The organism is Limosilactobacillus alvi, assembly GCF_016900115.1.
GTDB classification, from domain to species: Bacteria; Bacillota; Bacilli; order Lactobacillales; family Lactobacillaceae; genus Limosilactobacillus; species Limosilactobacillus alvi.
In genome coordinates, this window is the sequence record NZ_JACJJQ010000026.1 from 13230 (window position 1) to 30304 (window position 17075).

The 17075-nt window shown below is 43.0% G+C and carries 15 protein-coding genes; 3 read left to right on the forward strand and 12 right to left on the reverse strand.

The features are described 5' to 3' along the window. Positions 1 to 59: 59 nt before the first annotated feature. Both H5993_RS06240 and H5993_RS06245 read right to left on the reverse strand, forming a co-directional pair. Positions 60 to 1028 (reverse strand): L-lactate dehydrogenase, encoded by a 969-nt coding sequence (locus H5993_RS06240; RefSeq protein ID WP_180872133.1) that lies wholly within the window; start codon positions 1026 to 1028, stop codon positions 60 to 62. 201 nt (positions 1029 to 1229) lie between these two features. Further along, on the reverse strand, positions 1230 to 2228 hold the full coding sequence (locus H5993_RS06245) for a D-2-hydroxyacid dehydrogenase (protein ID WP_204776671.1): 999 nt from the start codon (positions 2226 to 2228) through the stop codon (positions 1230 to 1232). 360 nt (positions 2229 to 2588) lie between these two features. Here H5993_RS06245 and H5993_RS06250 point away from each other — a divergent pair, with 360 nt between their 5' ends. Beyond that, positions 2589 to 3701, forward strand: coding sequence for a PTS sugar transporter subunit IIC (locus H5993_RS06250; RefSeq protein ID WP_204776672.1), 1113 nt, complete (start codon positions 2589 to 2591; stop codon positions 3699 to 3701). Between the two features lie 67 nt (positions 3702 to 3768). Here H5993_RS06250 and H5993_RS06255 read toward each other — a convergent pair whose 3' ends face one another. The 9 genes from H5993_RS06255 to H5993_RS06295 form a co-directional block, all read right to left on the reverse strand. Next, positions 3769 to 4812 (reverse strand): zinc-binding dehydrogenase, encoded by a 1044-nt coding sequence (locus H5993_RS06255; RefSeq protein WP_204776673.1) that lies wholly within the window; start codon positions 4810 to 4812, stop codon positions 3769 to 3771. Positions 4813 to 5203: 391 nt separating this feature from the next. Beyond that, on the reverse strand, positions 5204 to 6091 hold the full coding sequence (locus H5993_RS06260) for a 3-hydroxyacyl-CoA dehydrogenase (RefSeq protein WP_204776674.1): 888 nt from the start codon (positions 6089 to 6091) through the stop codon (positions 5204 to 5206). A gap of 366 nt (positions 6092 to 6457) precedes the next feature. Beyond that, positions 6458 to 7843 carry an argininosuccinate lyase gene (gene argH, locus H5993_RS06265; protein ID WP_204776675.1) on the reverse strand — a complete coding sequence of 462 codons (1386 nt, stop codon included), beginning with the start codon at positions 7841 to 7843 and terminating at the stop codon, positions 6458 to 6460. After that, positions 7830 to 9050, reverse strand: coding sequence for an argininosuccinate synthase (locus tag H5993_RS06270; RefSeq protein WP_204776676.1), 1221 nt, complete (start codon positions 9048 to 9050; stop codon positions 7830 to 7832). Before H5993_RS06270 ends, argH begins: the two co-directional genes overlap by 14 nt. A 336-nt stretch (positions 9051 to 9386) precedes the next feature. After that, a complete protein-coding gene (locus H5993_RS06275) occupies positions 9387 to 9728 on the reverse strand; it encodes a HesB/YadR/YfhF family protein (protein ID WP_204776677.1) in 342 nt (113 codons plus the stop codon). A gap of 15 nt (positions 9729 to 9743) precedes the next feature. Next, positions 9744 to 10469, reverse strand: coding sequence for a B3/B4 domain-containing protein (locus H5993_RS06280; RefSeq protein WP_204776678.1), 726 nt, complete (start codon positions 10467 to 10469; stop codon positions 9744 to 9746). 2 nt (positions 10470 to 10471) lie between these two features. Next, positions 10472 to 11017, reverse strand: a complete 546-nt coding sequence (locus H5993_RS06285) for an NADPH-dependent FMN reductase (RefSeq protein WP_204776679.1) — start codon at positions 11015 to 11017, stop codon at positions 10472 to 10474. A gap of 21 nt (positions 11018 to 11038) precedes the next feature. Beyond that, complete coding sequence (locus H5993_RS06290; protein WP_204776680.1) at positions 11039 to 11491, reverse strand: MarR family winged helix-turn-helix transcriptional regulator; 453 nt, start codon at positions 11489 to 11491, stop codon at positions 11039 to 11041. A 56-nt stretch (positions 11492 to 11547) separates the two neighbouring features. Further along, complete coding sequence (locus H5993_RS06295) at positions 11548 to 12117, reverse strand: GNAT family N-acetyltransferase (RefSeq protein ID WP_204776681.1); 570 nt, start codon at positions 12115 to 12117, stop codon at positions 11548 to 11550. A 215-nt stretch (positions 12118 to 12332) separates the two neighbouring features. On the opposite strand from H5993_RS06295, the gene xerS reads away from it, so the two are divergent. Both xerS and H5993_RS06305 read left to right on the forward strand, forming a co-directional pair. After that, positions 12333 to 13406, forward strand: a complete 1074-nt coding sequence (gene xerS, locus H5993_RS06300; protein WP_204776682.1) for a tyrosine recombinase XerS — start codon at positions 12333 to 12335, stop codon at positions 13404 to 13406. A gap of 1 nt (position 13407) precedes the next feature. Further along, on the forward strand, positions 13408 to 14307 hold the full coding sequence (locus H5993_RS06305; protein ID WP_204776683.1) for a linear amide C-N hydrolase: 900 nt from the start codon (positions 13408 to 13410) through the stop codon (positions 14305 to 14307). 311 nt (positions 14308 to 14618) lie between these two features. Here the strand turns inward: H5993_RS06305 and H5993_RS06310 are convergent, their stop codons facing one another. After that, complete coding sequence (locus H5993_RS06310; protein WP_204776684.1) at positions 14619 to 16823, reverse strand: phospholipase D family protein; 2205 nt, start codon at positions 16821 to 16823, stop codon at positions 14619 to 14621. Positions 16824 to 17075 lie beyond the last annotated feature (252 nt).

Sequence of the window (17075 nt, forward strand, 5' to 3'; positions counted from 1 at the left end):
GACCCTAGCAATGCTAGGATCTCTTTTATTTCGTTTCAATATCTGATACTAACAGGTTTTTATGGTAAGAAGCCTTCCTTTCGGGCGTTATTTTGAATGTCTTCCAAGGTCTTAGCCGATTTAGCCATTGCAGCTTGTTCGTCTTCATTCAATGGCATTTCAATGATCCGGGCAATCCCGTTAGCATTGATAATGGCAGGGGTTCCAAGGTAAACTCCTTGTTGGCCATATTCACCAGCCATATATGCTCCAATTGGCATTACCATATTGGTGTTCCGCAAGATTGCTTCAGTAATCCGAACTAAGGCTGAGGCAACCCCATAGTAAGTGGCCCCTTTCCCTTCGATAATGTCGTAAGCCTTGTTTCGAACTTGGTCTTCAACTTCCTTTAAGTCATCCATGGAGTAACCGCGGTTCTTAGCAAATTCGAGCAATGGCTTACCACCAATTGTGGCAGCGGAGTAAGCAACAAATTCAGAATCCCCGTGTTCAGCCATTACATAGGCGTCAATGCTTTGCGGACTGACATTGAAGAGCTTGGATAAGGCAATCCGTAAGCGGTAGGAGTCAAGAGAAGTCCCTGAAGAAAGGACCCGGTTAGCTGGGAACCCAGAGAATTCACGAACCGCGTTAGAAAGAATATCAACCGGGTTACCAGCAACCAAGAAGATTCCTTGGAATCCAGATTCAACCACGTTCTTCGTGATGTCCTTAATAACAGCTAAGTTCTTGTTAACTAATTGAAGCCGGGTTTCGCCTGGCTTTTGTGGTACTCCGGCCGTGATCACAACCAAGTCAGCTTCAGCACAGTCAGCGTACTCCCCAGAAACCATGTGAACCGGTGTCCCGAAGGCAGCCACCGCATCTTCAAGGTCAAGGGCGTTCCCCACAGCCTTCTTCTTTGTATGGTTGATAATGATTAACTCATCCGCCAATGGGTGTTGAGCCATCGCATATGCGTAGGCAGTCCCAACGGACCCAGCCCCAATCAAAACAACTTTTTTCCGGTGATTCATAACCATAAAAATCCTCCTCTAAATCTTCGGTCCATCACAAAATGATAAACGTTTGCTCACATGTTCATTATTCTTGATTATCCCTTTGATGTCAAGCGGTTGCGCGTGAAATGCACATATTGGGCTTTGAAATGCCCTCAGCCCGGATTAACGGTTTTACTGATGAATAGTTAGTATGTGAAAAGATTTAATTCGTAACATTTTTCCCAAACTTTAAAGGGCATTCACCCGGTTCGGCGTATCCCCCTTGGTGATGACATCTAAGGTTGCGTTGAGACCACCATAAATTAGATTAGCTACGGCTTCGTCGGTATAAAAGGCTACGTGAGGTGAATAAATGATTCGATCGTGATTGAGGATTTTTTGGAAAAGTTCATCTGAAATGGCTTGATCCGGCATGTTTTTTTGAACATAAGGCCCCTCATTTTCGTAAACATCCAAAGCCGCTCCGGCTAATTGACCACTGTCAAGGGCGGCTAAAAGCGCTTTTGTATCAACTAAACCACCCCGAGCGGTATTCACTAGATAAGCTCCCTTTTTGAACTGGTTAAACATTTTAGCATCAAAGAGGTGGATGTTTTCTTCGCGTAACGGAATATGCAAAGTAACAATATCAGCATCCTTAACCGCCGCTTCAATGGAATCAGTGTAAGTTAGAAAGGCGAGGTCAGTTCGGGGATGCCGATCATAGGCGAGCACTTTGCAACCAAGACCATGAAAAAGGCGGGCAACGTGCGCACCAATGTGACCAGTTCCCAGAACGGCCACGGTCATTTCACCGACTACTTGACCACGAATCGGTTTCTCCCAAGTAAAGTTATGTGCCTGAACCCGGTTTTGAATCGTTGGAATTTGCCGGACTAAGTTTAAGGCTGAGGTTAAAGCATATTCAGCAATTGAGGCTGGCGAATAACTCGGAACATTAGAAATAATAATTCCTTGGCGGGTAGCTTCTGCTAAGTCGTACATGTCAAAGCCAGCACTCCGTTGAGCGATTTGATTAATCCCCATCGCCTTAAAGCGGGCATATGCGTCAGTGGGAATCTTAGTGACTTGTAAGGTATTGACTCCATCAAAACCCTTAGCATCATCAATGGTGTTTTCGTCGATTACCTTTGCGGTCATTGAAATTTGAACGTCATGCTCCTTGGCCCACTTAATCGCATAAGGTTTATCTTCAGCCTTGATTCCATACATCTTAATTGAATACATTCTTTTTACTCCAATCTTTACTCCAATCTAGGATGAAAAGTAACTTTTGAGTGCAGTCCAGATGGTCAAAATAAAATAGTCTGGTTAGTCCCAAAGTTCACTTCATCTTTTTTCAAGGTATCAGAGCTCTAATCTTTCTCTTTACTTAATTCTAGCTTATGGCTAGGGGGAATCTCAAATAAAAGTCCAATGAGAAAATGTTGATAATCCAATCATGGAAGCGTTTGATAGACTGCTTATAAAAACCACCAGGGATGAATGATTAGAAAAAAGATTAAAAATTAGGGTTGACTTTTTAATCTAGCTCTCGTAAACTAACACCAACAAAATTAAATATACATATTCAAGGAGGGATTGCTCATGGAAGCTAGTGTTAAACCTACTTCAAAGCAAGCATCTACTACATACGCGAATGTCTCCCGCTTCAAAGAAGCATTATATCGGGTGTTCGCCGCAACTGCCAATGCCATCCTAGTGGTCTTAGGGGGTGGCCTGTTACTTTCAACCGTTGGTAACCTAACCGGTGTCCAGGCGCTTTCCTTAGTTGGCGCTGAAGCCCAAGCCTTACTTGCCCCAGCAATCGGGGTGGCCGTAGCTTCACAATTAAATACAACCACCTTAGTTACTTTCGCCTCACTCATTTCAGCAACTGTCGGTGCCAATGCGGTCCATTTTACTAACGCCACTGTACATACCACTACCGCAACCGGCCAAGCATTCGTTTCAACCGTTGGGGCTCCGGTACTGACTTCTGGGCAACCAATTTCGGCCCTTTTAGCCGCCATTGCTTGTGTTCTCGTCGGTAAATACTTAACTGGTAAAACACCACTTGACATGGTTCTTGTTCCATTTGGGGCTTTAGCCGTCGGGGTTGGCTTTGGTTTACTAGTTGCGGCGATTGTTACCCCTGCCCTGTTAGCAGTATCCGCTTATATTGCACATTCAATGACGGTTAATCCCGTTTTGGGTTCAGTTGTAATCTCATTAGTTTGGTCACTATTCTTAATGACACCGGCGTCATCGGCGGCCTTAGCAGTTGCCTTGACGCTTGATCCAGTTTCATCGGCGGCAGCATTAATTGGAACGACCGCGCAATTCGTTGCCTTCACGGTAATGTCATGGCGGCAAAACGAATTAGGAGCCAACATTGCCCAAGGGGTTGTAACTCCAAAACTTCAATTCCCTAATCTTTTGCTAAATCCTTATCTACTAGTGCCATCGTTAGTTTCAGCGGCGGTTTGTGCTCCGGTTGCAACGGTTCTCTTTCATTTTCGTTCAACTTACACTCTAGGTGGCTTAGGGCTTAATTCTTTGATCGCTCCAATCGCTTACCTTTCCCGTGGTTGGGATCAATTTGCAACCTATATGGCCTTTGGGGTCGTTGTTCCTGGAGTTATGTCATTAGTAATCTACCTCTTTATGAAGAAGGCTGGTCTTATTGGTGAAAATCAACTTCACCTTGAAGTATTCTAATTTTTATGCTCTTCAAATAGAAAAAGCTCCGGCAAACAACCGGAGCTTTTTCTATGATTGCACTTCACTATTTTGTAACTACTACATATGACTTAATCGTCTTCCGATCAGCCATATCTTGATAGGCTTGGTTAATTTCATCGAGCGTGTAGCTTTGGGTGAAGACCTTCCCGGGGTTAATCTTACCATCAAGAACCGCCTTTAAGAGTAATTCTTTGTCGTAAGTGGTTACCGAAGCAGGACCACCAGCTAAGCTAATGTTCTTGTAGAAAGGCATCGTTAGATCAAATTTTGCATCATGAGGTAAACCAACCCGGCCGATGATAGCACCAGGACGAGCAACATTTAAGGCCGTTTGATTCGAAGCCCGTGAACCAACACATTCAAGGACCGCATCCGCCCCAAAGCCATTCGTCAAAGTCAAGATCTGCTTTTCACCTTCAGCGCCCCGTTCAGCAACGTTATCGGTAGCCCCGAATTCCATAGCAAGAGCTAAACGATCAGCGTGACGAGAAGTAGTGATGATTTTCTTTGCTCCTCGAAGTTTAGCGGCAATTACGGCGGAGAGGCCCACGGCGCCATCCCCCATTACTACTACCGTATCACCAGGCTTAACGTTAGCGATAGTAGCCGCATGGTAACCAGTTGCCATGACATCCGCAAGGGTTAACAATGACTTTAACATGGCTTCCGAGTAGTCTTCAGGCTTACCTGGAACCTTAACTAGTGACCATTGAGCGTGTTGAGCCCGGTAGTATTCGGCTTGGGTTCCTTCACTAAAGTTGTCAGTGTGATCCTGACAAACTCCATCAAAACCGGCTAAACAAGCTGGACAGTGGCCACAGCCGTGGGTAAATGGGGCAATTACAAAATCCCCCGGTTTAACCGTGGTAATCGCAGAACCAACTTCTTCAACCACCCCAATCGCTTCATGACCAGAATTAATAGAATCGGCTGGTTTATCATCGAAGCCCCGGAATGCCCAGAGATCGGAACCACAAACACAGGCTCGGTAAACTTTGATAATCACATCATCGTCAGCCTGAAGGGTTGGTTTAGCAACGTCCTTAATGACGATATTTCCTTTTCCTTCAAAAAATGCACTCTTCATTATAAATCTTCCTTTCTTAATCTTTATTTTTATTTTAGTTTGTTGTTAAGTAAGTTCAAAATGCTTATCTTAAATCGTTAATGATACAAATTATGCATTATTTGATTAAGGTTGGCCTTATATTCCAATGATTAAAACGGCCGCAAGTAATTTAATGATCCGGACGTGTCGAAAATCGCCAGTTGCACCTAACTAGTAAGCCACGAATTGGGTCAGCGCCGCTAACCAATTGAAATCACAATGGTTTTAATAAAATAACTAGCACCATTATGATCAAATTTTCCATTTGACCAACTCTAAACAAACGTTCCTTAGGATGTCAGCTGGTAGTCAAAGTAAAAAGGAGCAAGTTTGGAAAAACCATTTCCTTGCTCCTAATTTTTGGGAGATATTAAGCTTTCAAAAAGTTTGGATCTAAGAATTCAGCATTGGGATAATGGTAGAACCCTTCACCCGCTTCTTGGCCGTAATGACCAGCATCGATCATTTCCTTAAGCTTATCGGCAATCAATTTAGCATCTGGATTACCGGTTTGGTTATAGTCATTCATTGAAATTTGGTATGGGGTCCGCAAACCAACAATATCCATAATCATGAATGGTCCGGATGGGGCACCCGTTGAAATCATCCAATCCTTATCGATTTCATGTGGATCAGCAATTCCTTTTGCCCAAGCCGTCATGGCCGCATTTAGAAATGGAACTAACAATGCATTCAAGATATAACCAGGATACTCTTTATGCATCTGGATTGGCACCATCCCAATTGTCTTGGCAAAGGCCACCGCATCCTCAATTACAGTAGGGTCGGTAGCTGAAGTCCCAACAATTTCAGCAACGTTGTATTTCCAGATTTCATTGGCAAAGTGGATGTGCAAGAACTTGTTCGTCCGATCGATATATTGAACAAGTTGACTTGGCATAAAGGTTGAAGAGTTACTTGCGACAATCGTTTTGGCGGATAATACTTTAGCGAGTTCAGCGTACATTTGCGCTTTAATTTCGATTGCTTCCGGAACGGCTTCGATCACTAAATCAGCGTCTTTAACCGCTTCGGCTAGGTCAGTCGTTAGAAACATCTTGTGATAAGCCGTATCAAAAGCATCCCCGGCAAGGTTTAGATCCTTTTGATAGTGAGGTTTTAAACCTTGAAGCCGGTGTTTGGCTTTGTCTAAGTGGCGGTTCCAAACAGCAACGTTAATTCCCTTTAATGCGGATTGAAAAGCAATTTGACTACCAAGAGTACCGGCCCCAATCACTGCTAAATTTTGAATTGCCATCGTTATTCCTCCTAAAAATTTCCTTGGTTTTTAGTATAACACGAAAACGTTTACAAATGGTAAGCAGTAGCTTTTGTTTGATTAAAAAAAGAGCCTAGCGATATTTTGTCGCTAGGCTCTTAGGCGTTCTTAAATGAGTTTTGGGACCGAGTGTGAAAAACTAGAAAATTACTTTTCCTTTGCCTCATCTAAAGCCTTCATAATCGAAGGATTCTTAGAATGGCAATCTTTCAACATTTGTAAGTCTTCTGCTGATAATTCAACAACATACTTTGACATCTTATTCCCTCACTTCATTAATTAATGGTACCATCCTACCACAAATCCAGAAATAAGTTAATAACTTCCTGATAAATTAATCATAATTTAACCTTGACCAAGGATTTCTTTGGCAGCAGCAATTTGCTTCATTACCCCTTTGAAACTTGTACCACCAAGTGATTGCCGACGTTCAATGGCTACCTTAGCTTGTAAATCGAGGTAAACATCTTCACCAATTTCAGGCAGAATTCGTTGATATTCAGCTAGTGGGATCTCTTGTAAGGTTGTATTAGTTTGAAGCCCCTTTAATACTAATTCACCTACGATCTCGTGAGCTTGTCGGAAAGGAATTCCCTTAACCGCCAAATAGTCCGCTAGTTCTGTTGCATTTGAGAAATCCCGTTCTGTCGCCGCTTGCATTTTGGCTTTATTTACCGTTGCGGTTGCTAACATCCCTGCCATGATGGATAATGCCGGGATGATTGTTTTAACGGTATCAAAGACCCCTTCTTTATCCTCTTGCATATCTTTGTTGTATGCTAACGGTAAAGACTTCATAACGGTTAAGAGGCCCATTAAGTTACCAAAGATCCGGCCGCTTTTTCCCCGGATTAATTCAGCCATGTCAGGATTTTTCTTTTGCGGCATGATCGAACTTCCAGTTGAGTATTGGTCAGCTAATTCTAAATAGCCAAATTCATAAGATGACCACAAAATAACTTCTTCGCAAAGACGCGAAAGGTGCGTCATCAAGATTGCGGCATTGCTTAAGAATTCAAGCGCAAAGTCCCGATCAGAAACGGCATCTAACGAATTAGTATAGGGGGATGCAAAGCCTAACTCCTGAGTCGTCATTTCCCGATCAATAGGGAAGGTCGTTCCAGCTAAAGCCGCTGCGCCCAGTGGTGAAAGATCGGTATGTTTTTGGTTGAACTCAAAGCGTTCAACATCCCGTTGGAACATCGCAAAATATGCCATCAAGTAATGCCCATACGAAATTGGCTGGGCATGTTGCAAGTGGGTATAGCCAGGCATGACCGTTTCAACATTGGCTTCTGCTTTTTTCACCAGGACAGTCTGCAAATTTTTGATTGCTGCAATTACTTTAGGTAACCGTTCTTTAACGTACAGATGAAAGTCGGTTGCCACTTGGTCGTTACGGCTCCTGGCGGTGTGGAGTTTTCCTGCAACCGGGCCAATTTTTTCCGTTAGTAAAGCTTCCATATTCATATGGATATCTTCATTTTCGACAGTGAAAGTTAGTTTTCCGGCCGCTAGTTCTGCTTGAAGTTCTTTTAGACCGGCAATAATTTGATCAGCATCCTTAGCCGGCAAAATGTGAGTGGCCTTTAGCATTTTAACGTGGGCAAGGGAACCCATTAAGTCTTCTTCGGCCATCAATTGATCAAAACTAATTGATGCCCCAAATTCGTCCGTTGCTTCAGAAACGGTGGCTTTAAACCGGCCACCCCAAAGTTTATTGGTCGGCATTCGTGTCCTCCTTCAACTTATCATGAACTTGTGCATAGACCTGAGTTGGTAACCCCCAAAGTTTGATGAAGCCAGCGGCAGCTTCGGAATCAAATTGATCAGCAGCTGTGTAAGTAGCCAAAGCTTCATCATAAAGGGAATTTGGTGACTTCCGCCCTTCGCAAATTACATTGCCCTTAAAGAGTTTAACCCGGACAATCCCATTGACGTCCGTTTGGCTTTCTGCTAAAAAGGCTTGCAAACTGTCCATCAAGGTCGTAAACCAAAGACCATTGTAGATCAGATCGGCTAGTTGCTTCTCAACGATTGGCTTAAAATGAGCTAAAGATTTTTCAGTCGCAATATCTTCGATGTCTTTGTGGGCCGCTAATAAAACCGTTGCTGCTGGGCATTCGTAGATTTCCCGGGACTTAATGCCGATTAGCCGGTTTTCGACGTGGTCAATCCGCCCAATTCCGTGCTTACCAGCTAACTTATCCAAGGTCATAATTAATTGTGCAAGGGACATTGGTTGCCCGTTCAAAGCTGTTGGCACCCCATGTTCAAAACTAATCGTGATCACATCTGGGGTATTTGGCGTATCTTCTAAGGCTACTGTCCGATCATACGCATCGGCAGGGGCTGCAGCCCACGGGTCTTCTAGGATCCCGCATTCATTCGCCCGACCCCAGAGATTTTCATCGATTGAGTAAGGACTCTCCTTATTAATTGGCACTGGAATCCCGTTTTCTTTAGCGAAGTCAATTTCATCTTCCCGGGCCCAGTGGTTATCCCGAATTGGATCCTCAATCTTCATCTCTGGGGCTAAAGCGTGAATACCAACTTCAAACCGGACTTGGTCATTCCCCTTCCCTGTACATCCATGGGCGATCGCAATGGCGCCCTTTTCCTTTGCGATTTCCACTAAATGCTTGATAATTAAAGGCCGGGAGAGCGCTGAAACGAGTGGATATTTATTCTCGTACATTGCATGTCCTTGAAGAGCTGGCAAGACATAATCATGCGCAAACTCTTCTTTTGCATCAATTACAATTGACTCAACAGCACCGACTTTTAACCCTTTTTCTTTAACTGCTTCCAAGTCTTTGCCTTCACCCACGTCAATACACACGGCGATGACGTCATAACCCTTATTTTTGAGCCATGCAATTTCAACGGATGTATCCAAACCACCTGAGTAAGCTAAAACAACTTTATCCTTTGCCATAATTAATATCTCCCTTAAATCTGTATATTTATAATTGTTAAGTATTGTAGCGACTTTCGTATTAATATGCAAGTATTATCTGATAAAAAGTTAATTTATGCAGATATACAATTTGGGTATTGTTGAAATAAACGCTTAAATACCAACATTAGTAGCAGTTTTATAAAACAAAGATACATTCAAAAAATACATATAAAAAGGATAAATTGAGTTTACTAAGTTTAGCAAATTCCGATAAACATGCAAAATATATATAAAAAGGCTAAGCGAATGAAAGTGTGTTTCATCTGCCTAGCCTCGCTCATAACTCCGAATATTACGTAAAATTACGGTCTTTTATTGCAAAAAGCGTTCATAATCAATTGAAGCACTTGAAATTCCATCTGGTGCATCTGGAAAGGTGAAAATCACCCCTTCTTTTTGGTCATAATCAATTAAGCAATCATGACTCCCAAAAAACCATGCATCTTCGAAGTTAATGTGGTAATCAATCCCATCTTTTTTTACATGAATAATCGGTCGGTCCGGCTGGTTATCTTTTGCATAACCTTGCTTATGATCATGATTGACCGGCTGACCAGGAACTTGGCGGGCAAAGAATTTTACCCCATCGCCAGCTTGCAAACTGAGCTCCTTAATCATTGCTTGACTTGCTTGATCAGTAATAATTAGCCGCATGGATTAATAATCCTCCTAATCGGTAACGGTAACGCTTGGATTTTCAGCCGTTAAAACCACATTTTTCAATGGCTTAACCCCAAAGTTTACTTCAATTAATTCAGCTAAGCGATTCATTGCAATGCTCGCCCGTTCCGCTTGGACGGGGTTAACTGATTCAATTACGGCAACGATGTTTTGCGAATTTTCGTCAAGCATCGTCCGTTGAGCATCTCGCCAGTTTAAGCACCGGCAAACGGCACCGTTGTTATCGTACCAAGCTACTTCCCCTTCAAGGGTCGGTTCATCCTTGTCGGCCCCAACTGGTTGAAAGGCTAACCCTTCATGAACCACCCCAAGGCGTAAACTCCCTTGGATCTTGTCACGGTCTTCAATCCCAACGGGTACCCCATTAGCAATCGAGACGGAGTTGTAGAGATCAACTAACGGATCAATTGTTGAAATCCCGGTTTCTTTGTCTACCCGCTTCAAGAGGGCTTCAATTGAAGAACGAGCCCCCTTCTTCTTCTTAAAGGATTGGTAAGCTTTCCGCCATTCGGCAACTACCGGATTCTTAGCAAATTGAGCTTCCCCTAAGAATTCATCTGCAGCTTGGTCCATCGCTTGGTTAAGCATCTTCCGCCGTTCAGCTTCAGAAAGCTTAGTGTTGTGATTGTCAATCCCGTCCACAAACAAAATGTTTACTTGGGCTCCTGGGAAAGTATCAAAGAAACTTTGGTCCACAGTTACATTATCTAACATGATTAGCCCTCCTTTAACTGCAAGTAGCGCGCTAAGTCAACCGTCTCCCGAGCTACTTGGTCAATTCGATGTTTCGTTTCATCTTCAATAATTTCCGTCCGGTAAATCTCTTGGGCTTCAATGAAGGCACAATTTGTCACAATCTTCGCCTTCATAGCGGCCAAGACAGGCTTTAATTGATATTCGGCTGCCAAAAAGAAGCGGGGTGATCCGGCATTAGCGATAATACCAACTGCTTTGTTACGCAACCCGTCTTCTGGTAAAAGATCCAAAACGTTTTTTAAAACTCCTGGAATTGAGCCTTGAAAAATTGGGGTTGCAATCACAACGGCATCTGCTTCAGCAAGAGCGGTAGCAACTTTTAAGGTATCGCCTTCATATTCATGAAAATTTCGTCCGTCGCTTGGTTCGACCTTCAAATCACGTAAATCCAGTAATTCAAATTGAACGTCCGTCCCGTATGAACGACCAATTTCTTTTTCAACTTCGCGCATGGTCGTAACGGTTTGAGATCCAGCAACCGAACCTGATAAACCAACTACCTTCAACTTTCACTTCATCCTTTCTCACTAGTATTCGCGGTGTCTTCCCGCTTTAACTTGTTCCCAATCAGCGCCAACATTTTTGGCGACCCGCTCTAACAATTGTTTTAATTGAGCTTGTTCACTCGCTGATAGGCCCGCCTGGGCAACCCGTTCGGAATATTGGTTCTCCCGTTCAATCAGATCTGCTCGAGCCCGTCCGAGTTCAGTTACATACAAATGCTTTAAGCGTTGATTTTGAGTATCAGTTTGCCGCACAACCAGCTTTTGAGCAACTAATTTACTAACTGCTCTTGAAACTGTGGCACGATCTACCTTAAGGAGTTTGGAAAGTTGATCCGCAATGATGCCGGGTTGTTCCGCAATTCGGACGAGGTAAAGGTACTGCCCACGGGCAAGTTGATGTTGTTTGCACTCAACGTTCGCAATTGAATCTAGTGCCCGGGCAATCGTCCCAATTTCCCGTAATATTGTGATCATTTCATCCCTCCCTTGGATCTAGTTTACTATTCTTAATTGCATTTGCAATAAAACAATTAGATTTCCTTCGATAAAAGGTCATCACATTGGTAATGGTCACCCATCAAGAAGCGGTGGGTTCCAACTGACTTAAAACCATACCGATGATAGAAACTTTGCGCGCGTTGATTCTTTTGCCAAACGCCTAACCATACCTGCTTAAACCCGTGGTCTTTAGCATAACCGAGGGCATATTCCATTAAGTAATTACCAAGGTGTTGTCCCCAATATTGGGGAAGCAAATAAATGCGTTGGATTTCCATCGCTTTTGGGAAATTATTTTCCGTCTGCGTTGGTCCCCAATTAAGCTTCAAGTAACCAATTGGCTGGCCATTACTTTCGAGAAAGAAAGTCCGCGAAGTTGGCGCGCTAACTTCGGCTTGGAGCTTGGGGCGGTTATAATTATTGCTAGCATATTCAACGACACTTCGAAGTGAGTTATATGGACTAAAAGTTGCGATAAAGCTTTCGGTCGCAATCGCTTGAAGGATTGTTAAATCATGTTCGGTTGGTTGAACTGGTCGCACTTTTAGTTTTAACGTTGAAAGTACTTGTATCTGGTTAGATTTTTTCGTAGCAACGAGCATATTAATCTCCTTTCTATGTAATCGCTTTTATTGGGTATATTTTAGCAGATTAATAAATTATATGCTATTGTCTTTCCCAATGGATCAACAATGGATGCTTAAACATTTACATGCATAGCAAAAATTATAATTATTCATTTTTGGCTAAAAAGCACGCCTTCCTTTTCAGCAAGATAATGATAAAATGGAAAGAAAACGTTGAAAGAAGGGGTCTTGTGGAAGCCGATCGTTATCATAAATTAATTGAAGAGGAATTAACTAATTTACCAGATTATGTCAATGCTTATTACCGAGGAACCAATCATTCGATAACCACGACTTACCAGTATTTGACCGAGTTTCGTCGCTTTTTTACCTGGTTAAGGACTAATCAGATTAGTTCAGCGACTTCCAATTCAGCTATCGAAACCTCAACGCTAGCTAAGCTTCGGCGGGATGATGTGATGCTCTACATTGATTATTTAAAACACAGTACCAATGCCCGGGGCCGGCAAAATACAGCGACTTCAATCAACCGTTCAATTAATGCTCTCCGCTCCCTGTTTAAATTTTTAACCATTACGGCGGATAATAATAACGGTGAACCGTATTTTGATCGGAATGTGATGCTAAAAATACCTTCTTTAAATAGCACCCAAACGTTGAATTATCGGGCTCATGCGCTTGCTTCGCATATGTATCGGGGACAACAAAAGTTTGATTTTTTAAACTTCATTGAGCAAGAATATCCCAAGCAATGTGATAAACGGGCCCAAACGGCTTTTAAAATCAATGGCGAACGGGATCTGGCCATTATTGCTTTGATTCTGGGGACCGGAGTCCGGGTTTCGGAAGCTGCCAATGTAAATGTTGGTGATTTAAACTGGCAACAAAACATGCTTGATGTTACCAGAAAAGGGGGGCAAAAAGACAGTGTGCCAATTGCTCCTTGGACACTTCCCTACCTCAAGCGTTACCAAACCATTCGCGTCCAACGCTATCATGCCCTCAAAAAGGATGTCGCCTTCTTTTTGACCAACTACCACGGTCAGACCCGCCGGATTAGTGCCAATTCAATTGAAAAATTGGTAAAAAAGTATTCTTCGGCCTTTGGTCATCCTTTGACACCGCATAAACTTCGTCACACCCTTGCTTCAGAGCTTTATGCAATTACCAAAGATCAGGTGCTTGTCAGTCAACAATTGGGACAAAAAGGTACTTCAGCAACGGATCTCTATACCCATGTGGATCAACAAGTTCAAAAAGATGCCTTAGCAAAGATTAGTCACGAAAACCCGGAGGATAACTAAGATGTGTACAGCAATCACCTTTAAAGATCGTACCCAGAACGCCTACTTTGGGCGAACAATGGACTTTCCCCAAAAAGCAACTCCATGGCGGTTAACCTATGTCCCAGTCGGCTATCAGTGGCAAATTCGGCCCAGTGAAAAGTACTTAACAGGAAAGTACGCCCTTTTAGGCGGAATGCGGCTCGCTGATGGTCACTACCTCATTGGGGATGCAGTCAATTCGGCTGGTTTAGCTTGTGCTGAATTATATTTTCCCAATCAAGTTACTTACTACGACAGCCCACAGTTTTACCGGATTAATCTGACCCCTCAAGACGTAATCACTTGGATCTTAACTCAACACCGAAATGTTAAAGAAGTTGCTGATCACTTGACTCAAATTGCAATTGTTGGTCAACAATGGTATGACAGGGACATTGTTCACCCCTTCCACTGGATTTTAACGGACGATACGGGGACCTATTTGATTGAACCGACAAGTGAACAATTAACGATCAAAAAAGCACCTCGCGGGATTTTAACTAACGCGCCAGCTATTACGGAGCATGAAGCTAAACTCGCTAAGCTTGTTGGCGGTACGCCCACTAGAGAACGACTTGCGGCTTTTCCCAAACGGTTACCAATTACTCGGACACCATCTAACCGGTATCTTCGGACGGCGCTAACCTTAGCCAAACAACCAATCCCAATGAAGCGAGATGCTTTTTTATTGGGACGAAAGGTGCTTGAACGGGTTGAAATGGAACCCCTTGAAGGTCATGAAGATTATACCCACTACATTGGGGTAATTGATCGCTCCCATCTTGATTATGATTTTACCGATATTGAATTTAACCAACACCACCGCGCTTCGTTACGCCATTTGATGAAAAAGTATGATAAACCGGTAGTGTTTCACTAATCAAATAGAGAGCGGCCGGGAAGAAACGCAAGTTCCTTTCCGGCCCCTTTTTCATCTCCGAATGTTACTCAGTAACTAAGATCAAAGCAGGAGCTGGATGGCAGTTACTTTGCTGTCGGTCGCACCAACCAATTCAGCCTCACAAACGCCAAACCAGTTGGCTGGTTCGCTCTGAAGCACGGCCTTAGCGGATCAGGGCGAACGAAAGGACGATGCTAATGAATTAACCATCGTCCTTCTTATCCCAACCAGGCCGTCAAGGAGCTTTTTTCCCAACCTCTTCTTCCCAGACCGGCGAGAGGTTTTCCTCCCTACTTCTCCTTCCCAAAAAGCCTCCCAAAGAAACTTGTTGACTTTTGGGTTTGTTTTTTGGCGAGTTCATTTAATAATTGGTCCCGTTTTTGATCGGCAATTGCTCGTTGCTTGCTCTCTTTTTGCTGCAAGGCAATCAGTTGACTCAGGGCATCTTGCTGGTGATCCTTTTGATGTTGCCGTTCGTAATAGCGCCGGACGAGGGGTTCCCCAATGAAATGGTCGAATTTATCAATATTTAAAACCATCCCAATGTCATTTTGCACAATCCCAATGCCGAGTTCTCGAGGTAGCATATTAAAGTAGTTATCTAGGGTTTCGTTATTATTTTGGTACATGTTTGATTTTAAGTCGTTAAAAATCGCCTTGGAAACCGTAAAGTGCTGGTCATCCCCATCGGTGAAGTAAACATTCTTGAAGTTATTTTCAGCTAGCAACATCCGCCAGATGGTTTTATTTTGATCTTGCTTGTAATCATAGTGTTGATCAATAATTGTGGCCAATCGATCAGCGAAACCAAAGTCAGCCAAAATTTCTTTCAAGATTTCCCGGGTTAAACTGAGGTAATCGTGAATTAGCCGGCTTTCTTCATCCCCGGAAAGGTGGTTTAGCCGCTGATTCAGCCGGTAAACCACGGTTCGATATAAGTGGTCGTTGAGGCTATTTTGCAAAATGTGGTAATCATATTTCTGATCAGCTTGTGGTAACCAACCAGCCTCAAATGACAAGTAATAAACCCGTTTGGTAATTTCTTCCAGATTATTAATTCCCTTGCTAGAGGCATTGTGATTCATTGCAAAGACGCTCGTGTTATGAATTCCAGTAATCGTGTTCGACCATTGTTTGATAGCATTCGTTGCCACCTTCAAATGAAAGAAATTCTCGTAAAGTTCATCAATAATCATTGGCGAGATGAAACGTTTTGAGCGTAAATAATGGTCCAAAAAATTAACTGCCCGTTCGCTCCGCGCACTGTTAGAATTATTAATCTCGGCGTATTGAACGCTCGGTGAAGTATCGCCAGTAAAAGGTTTAAAATAGTCCCGCACAAGGAGCGTTTTCCCCGTAGTCCCCCGACCAATTAAAACTAAGGACAAAGGCACTTGGTCAGCTGAACGGCTAAAGTTAGAATGGCGGTATATTTCTTGGATCTTCCAAATCATCGGGGCCGTCATTAAGTAAAGAAAAGCGGTCAGCGCTTGTAAACTTTCATCCCGCACCTTATTCGTCCGAAAACTATCAACGACATCAATGAAGGTTTCAAGATCTTCTTTGGTTAACTCTGGCTCCACTAACGGTTCGTATTGATTGGTAACGGTATTCTGCACCAAAACTGCGCGCTCATCTTCATCGTAAGTCCACATTGGCTTGGGATAGAGATCATTTGCTTGGATGACCCGTTTTTCAGCTTGGGCAAAGGCTTGATAATAAAGAACTTTCGCGTTCTCATTGGCTTGACTCTGGTCTCGCCGTTTGTTTCCCTTTGGCGTATAAACCGCTTGAACCGCTTTTACCCAATGGGGCTTTAAGACCTTTTCCCGGGCCTGATCGTCACTTACGGCAGTAATTTCATCTTTTGAGAGACTAACCTTCGTGTTAACTTCATTGGCAACTTCGTCTGTTAAAACCGCGGTGATTGTTTGCCGATCCTTACCCCGAATTTGGTCAATTAACTTGCGGTTTAGATAATCCGTACTATCCTCGGTAAAATTGCTTTTAAATAATGCTCGGTGGGCTTGGTAAATGGCTTGATCAGCCGGCTGATTCTTTTGTCCATGATACATCCAAACCATTTCATGATTCTTTGTCATGGCTTGCTTAGTAAGGTTCATTGAGCCATTAAAGAGGACAAAATCCGTTTCGTTCTCCAGTAAGAAATACTTGCTATGAAAAAGGTCCTTCTTGGTAAACCGGAGCTGAAGGCTCTCATCACTAATGCGGTTTAAAAAAGTATCACTTGCGGCTTCAAGTTCTTGGACCCGTCGGGGAACGTTATAGACTTGTTCCATTTTTTGACCAGTTCGGTTATCTTCCATCCCTAAAATCAGTTTGATCGTTTTAAACCGGGGAAGCAATTCATTTTCAATGATCTTAAATGACCCTACAAACGAGACTCCCCGAAAAGAGTCAAAACCCGTGGTTAAATCCCAAAAATTTGGTTGTTGTAGCATTTGCTGGTTTTTTAAATCGTAAACTGTTAACATGATTAACCCGCCCTTTAAATTCTTAATTTTTATTATATGAAGAATTTGAAAGGAAAACAAACCAGAAACAACCTAAGATTAGTTCAGGATGAATTTTACCATCCTGGACTTTTTTATTACCCTAAAGATAGAGCTAAGGTCGTCCATAACCTCAGGGACTGCGAGTCCGTATCATAAAATGACCTCCGCTATCTTTGCTTTGATATTTTGATTTTCAGGTTGTGGGACTACGAGTTCGAGTATAGGAAATGA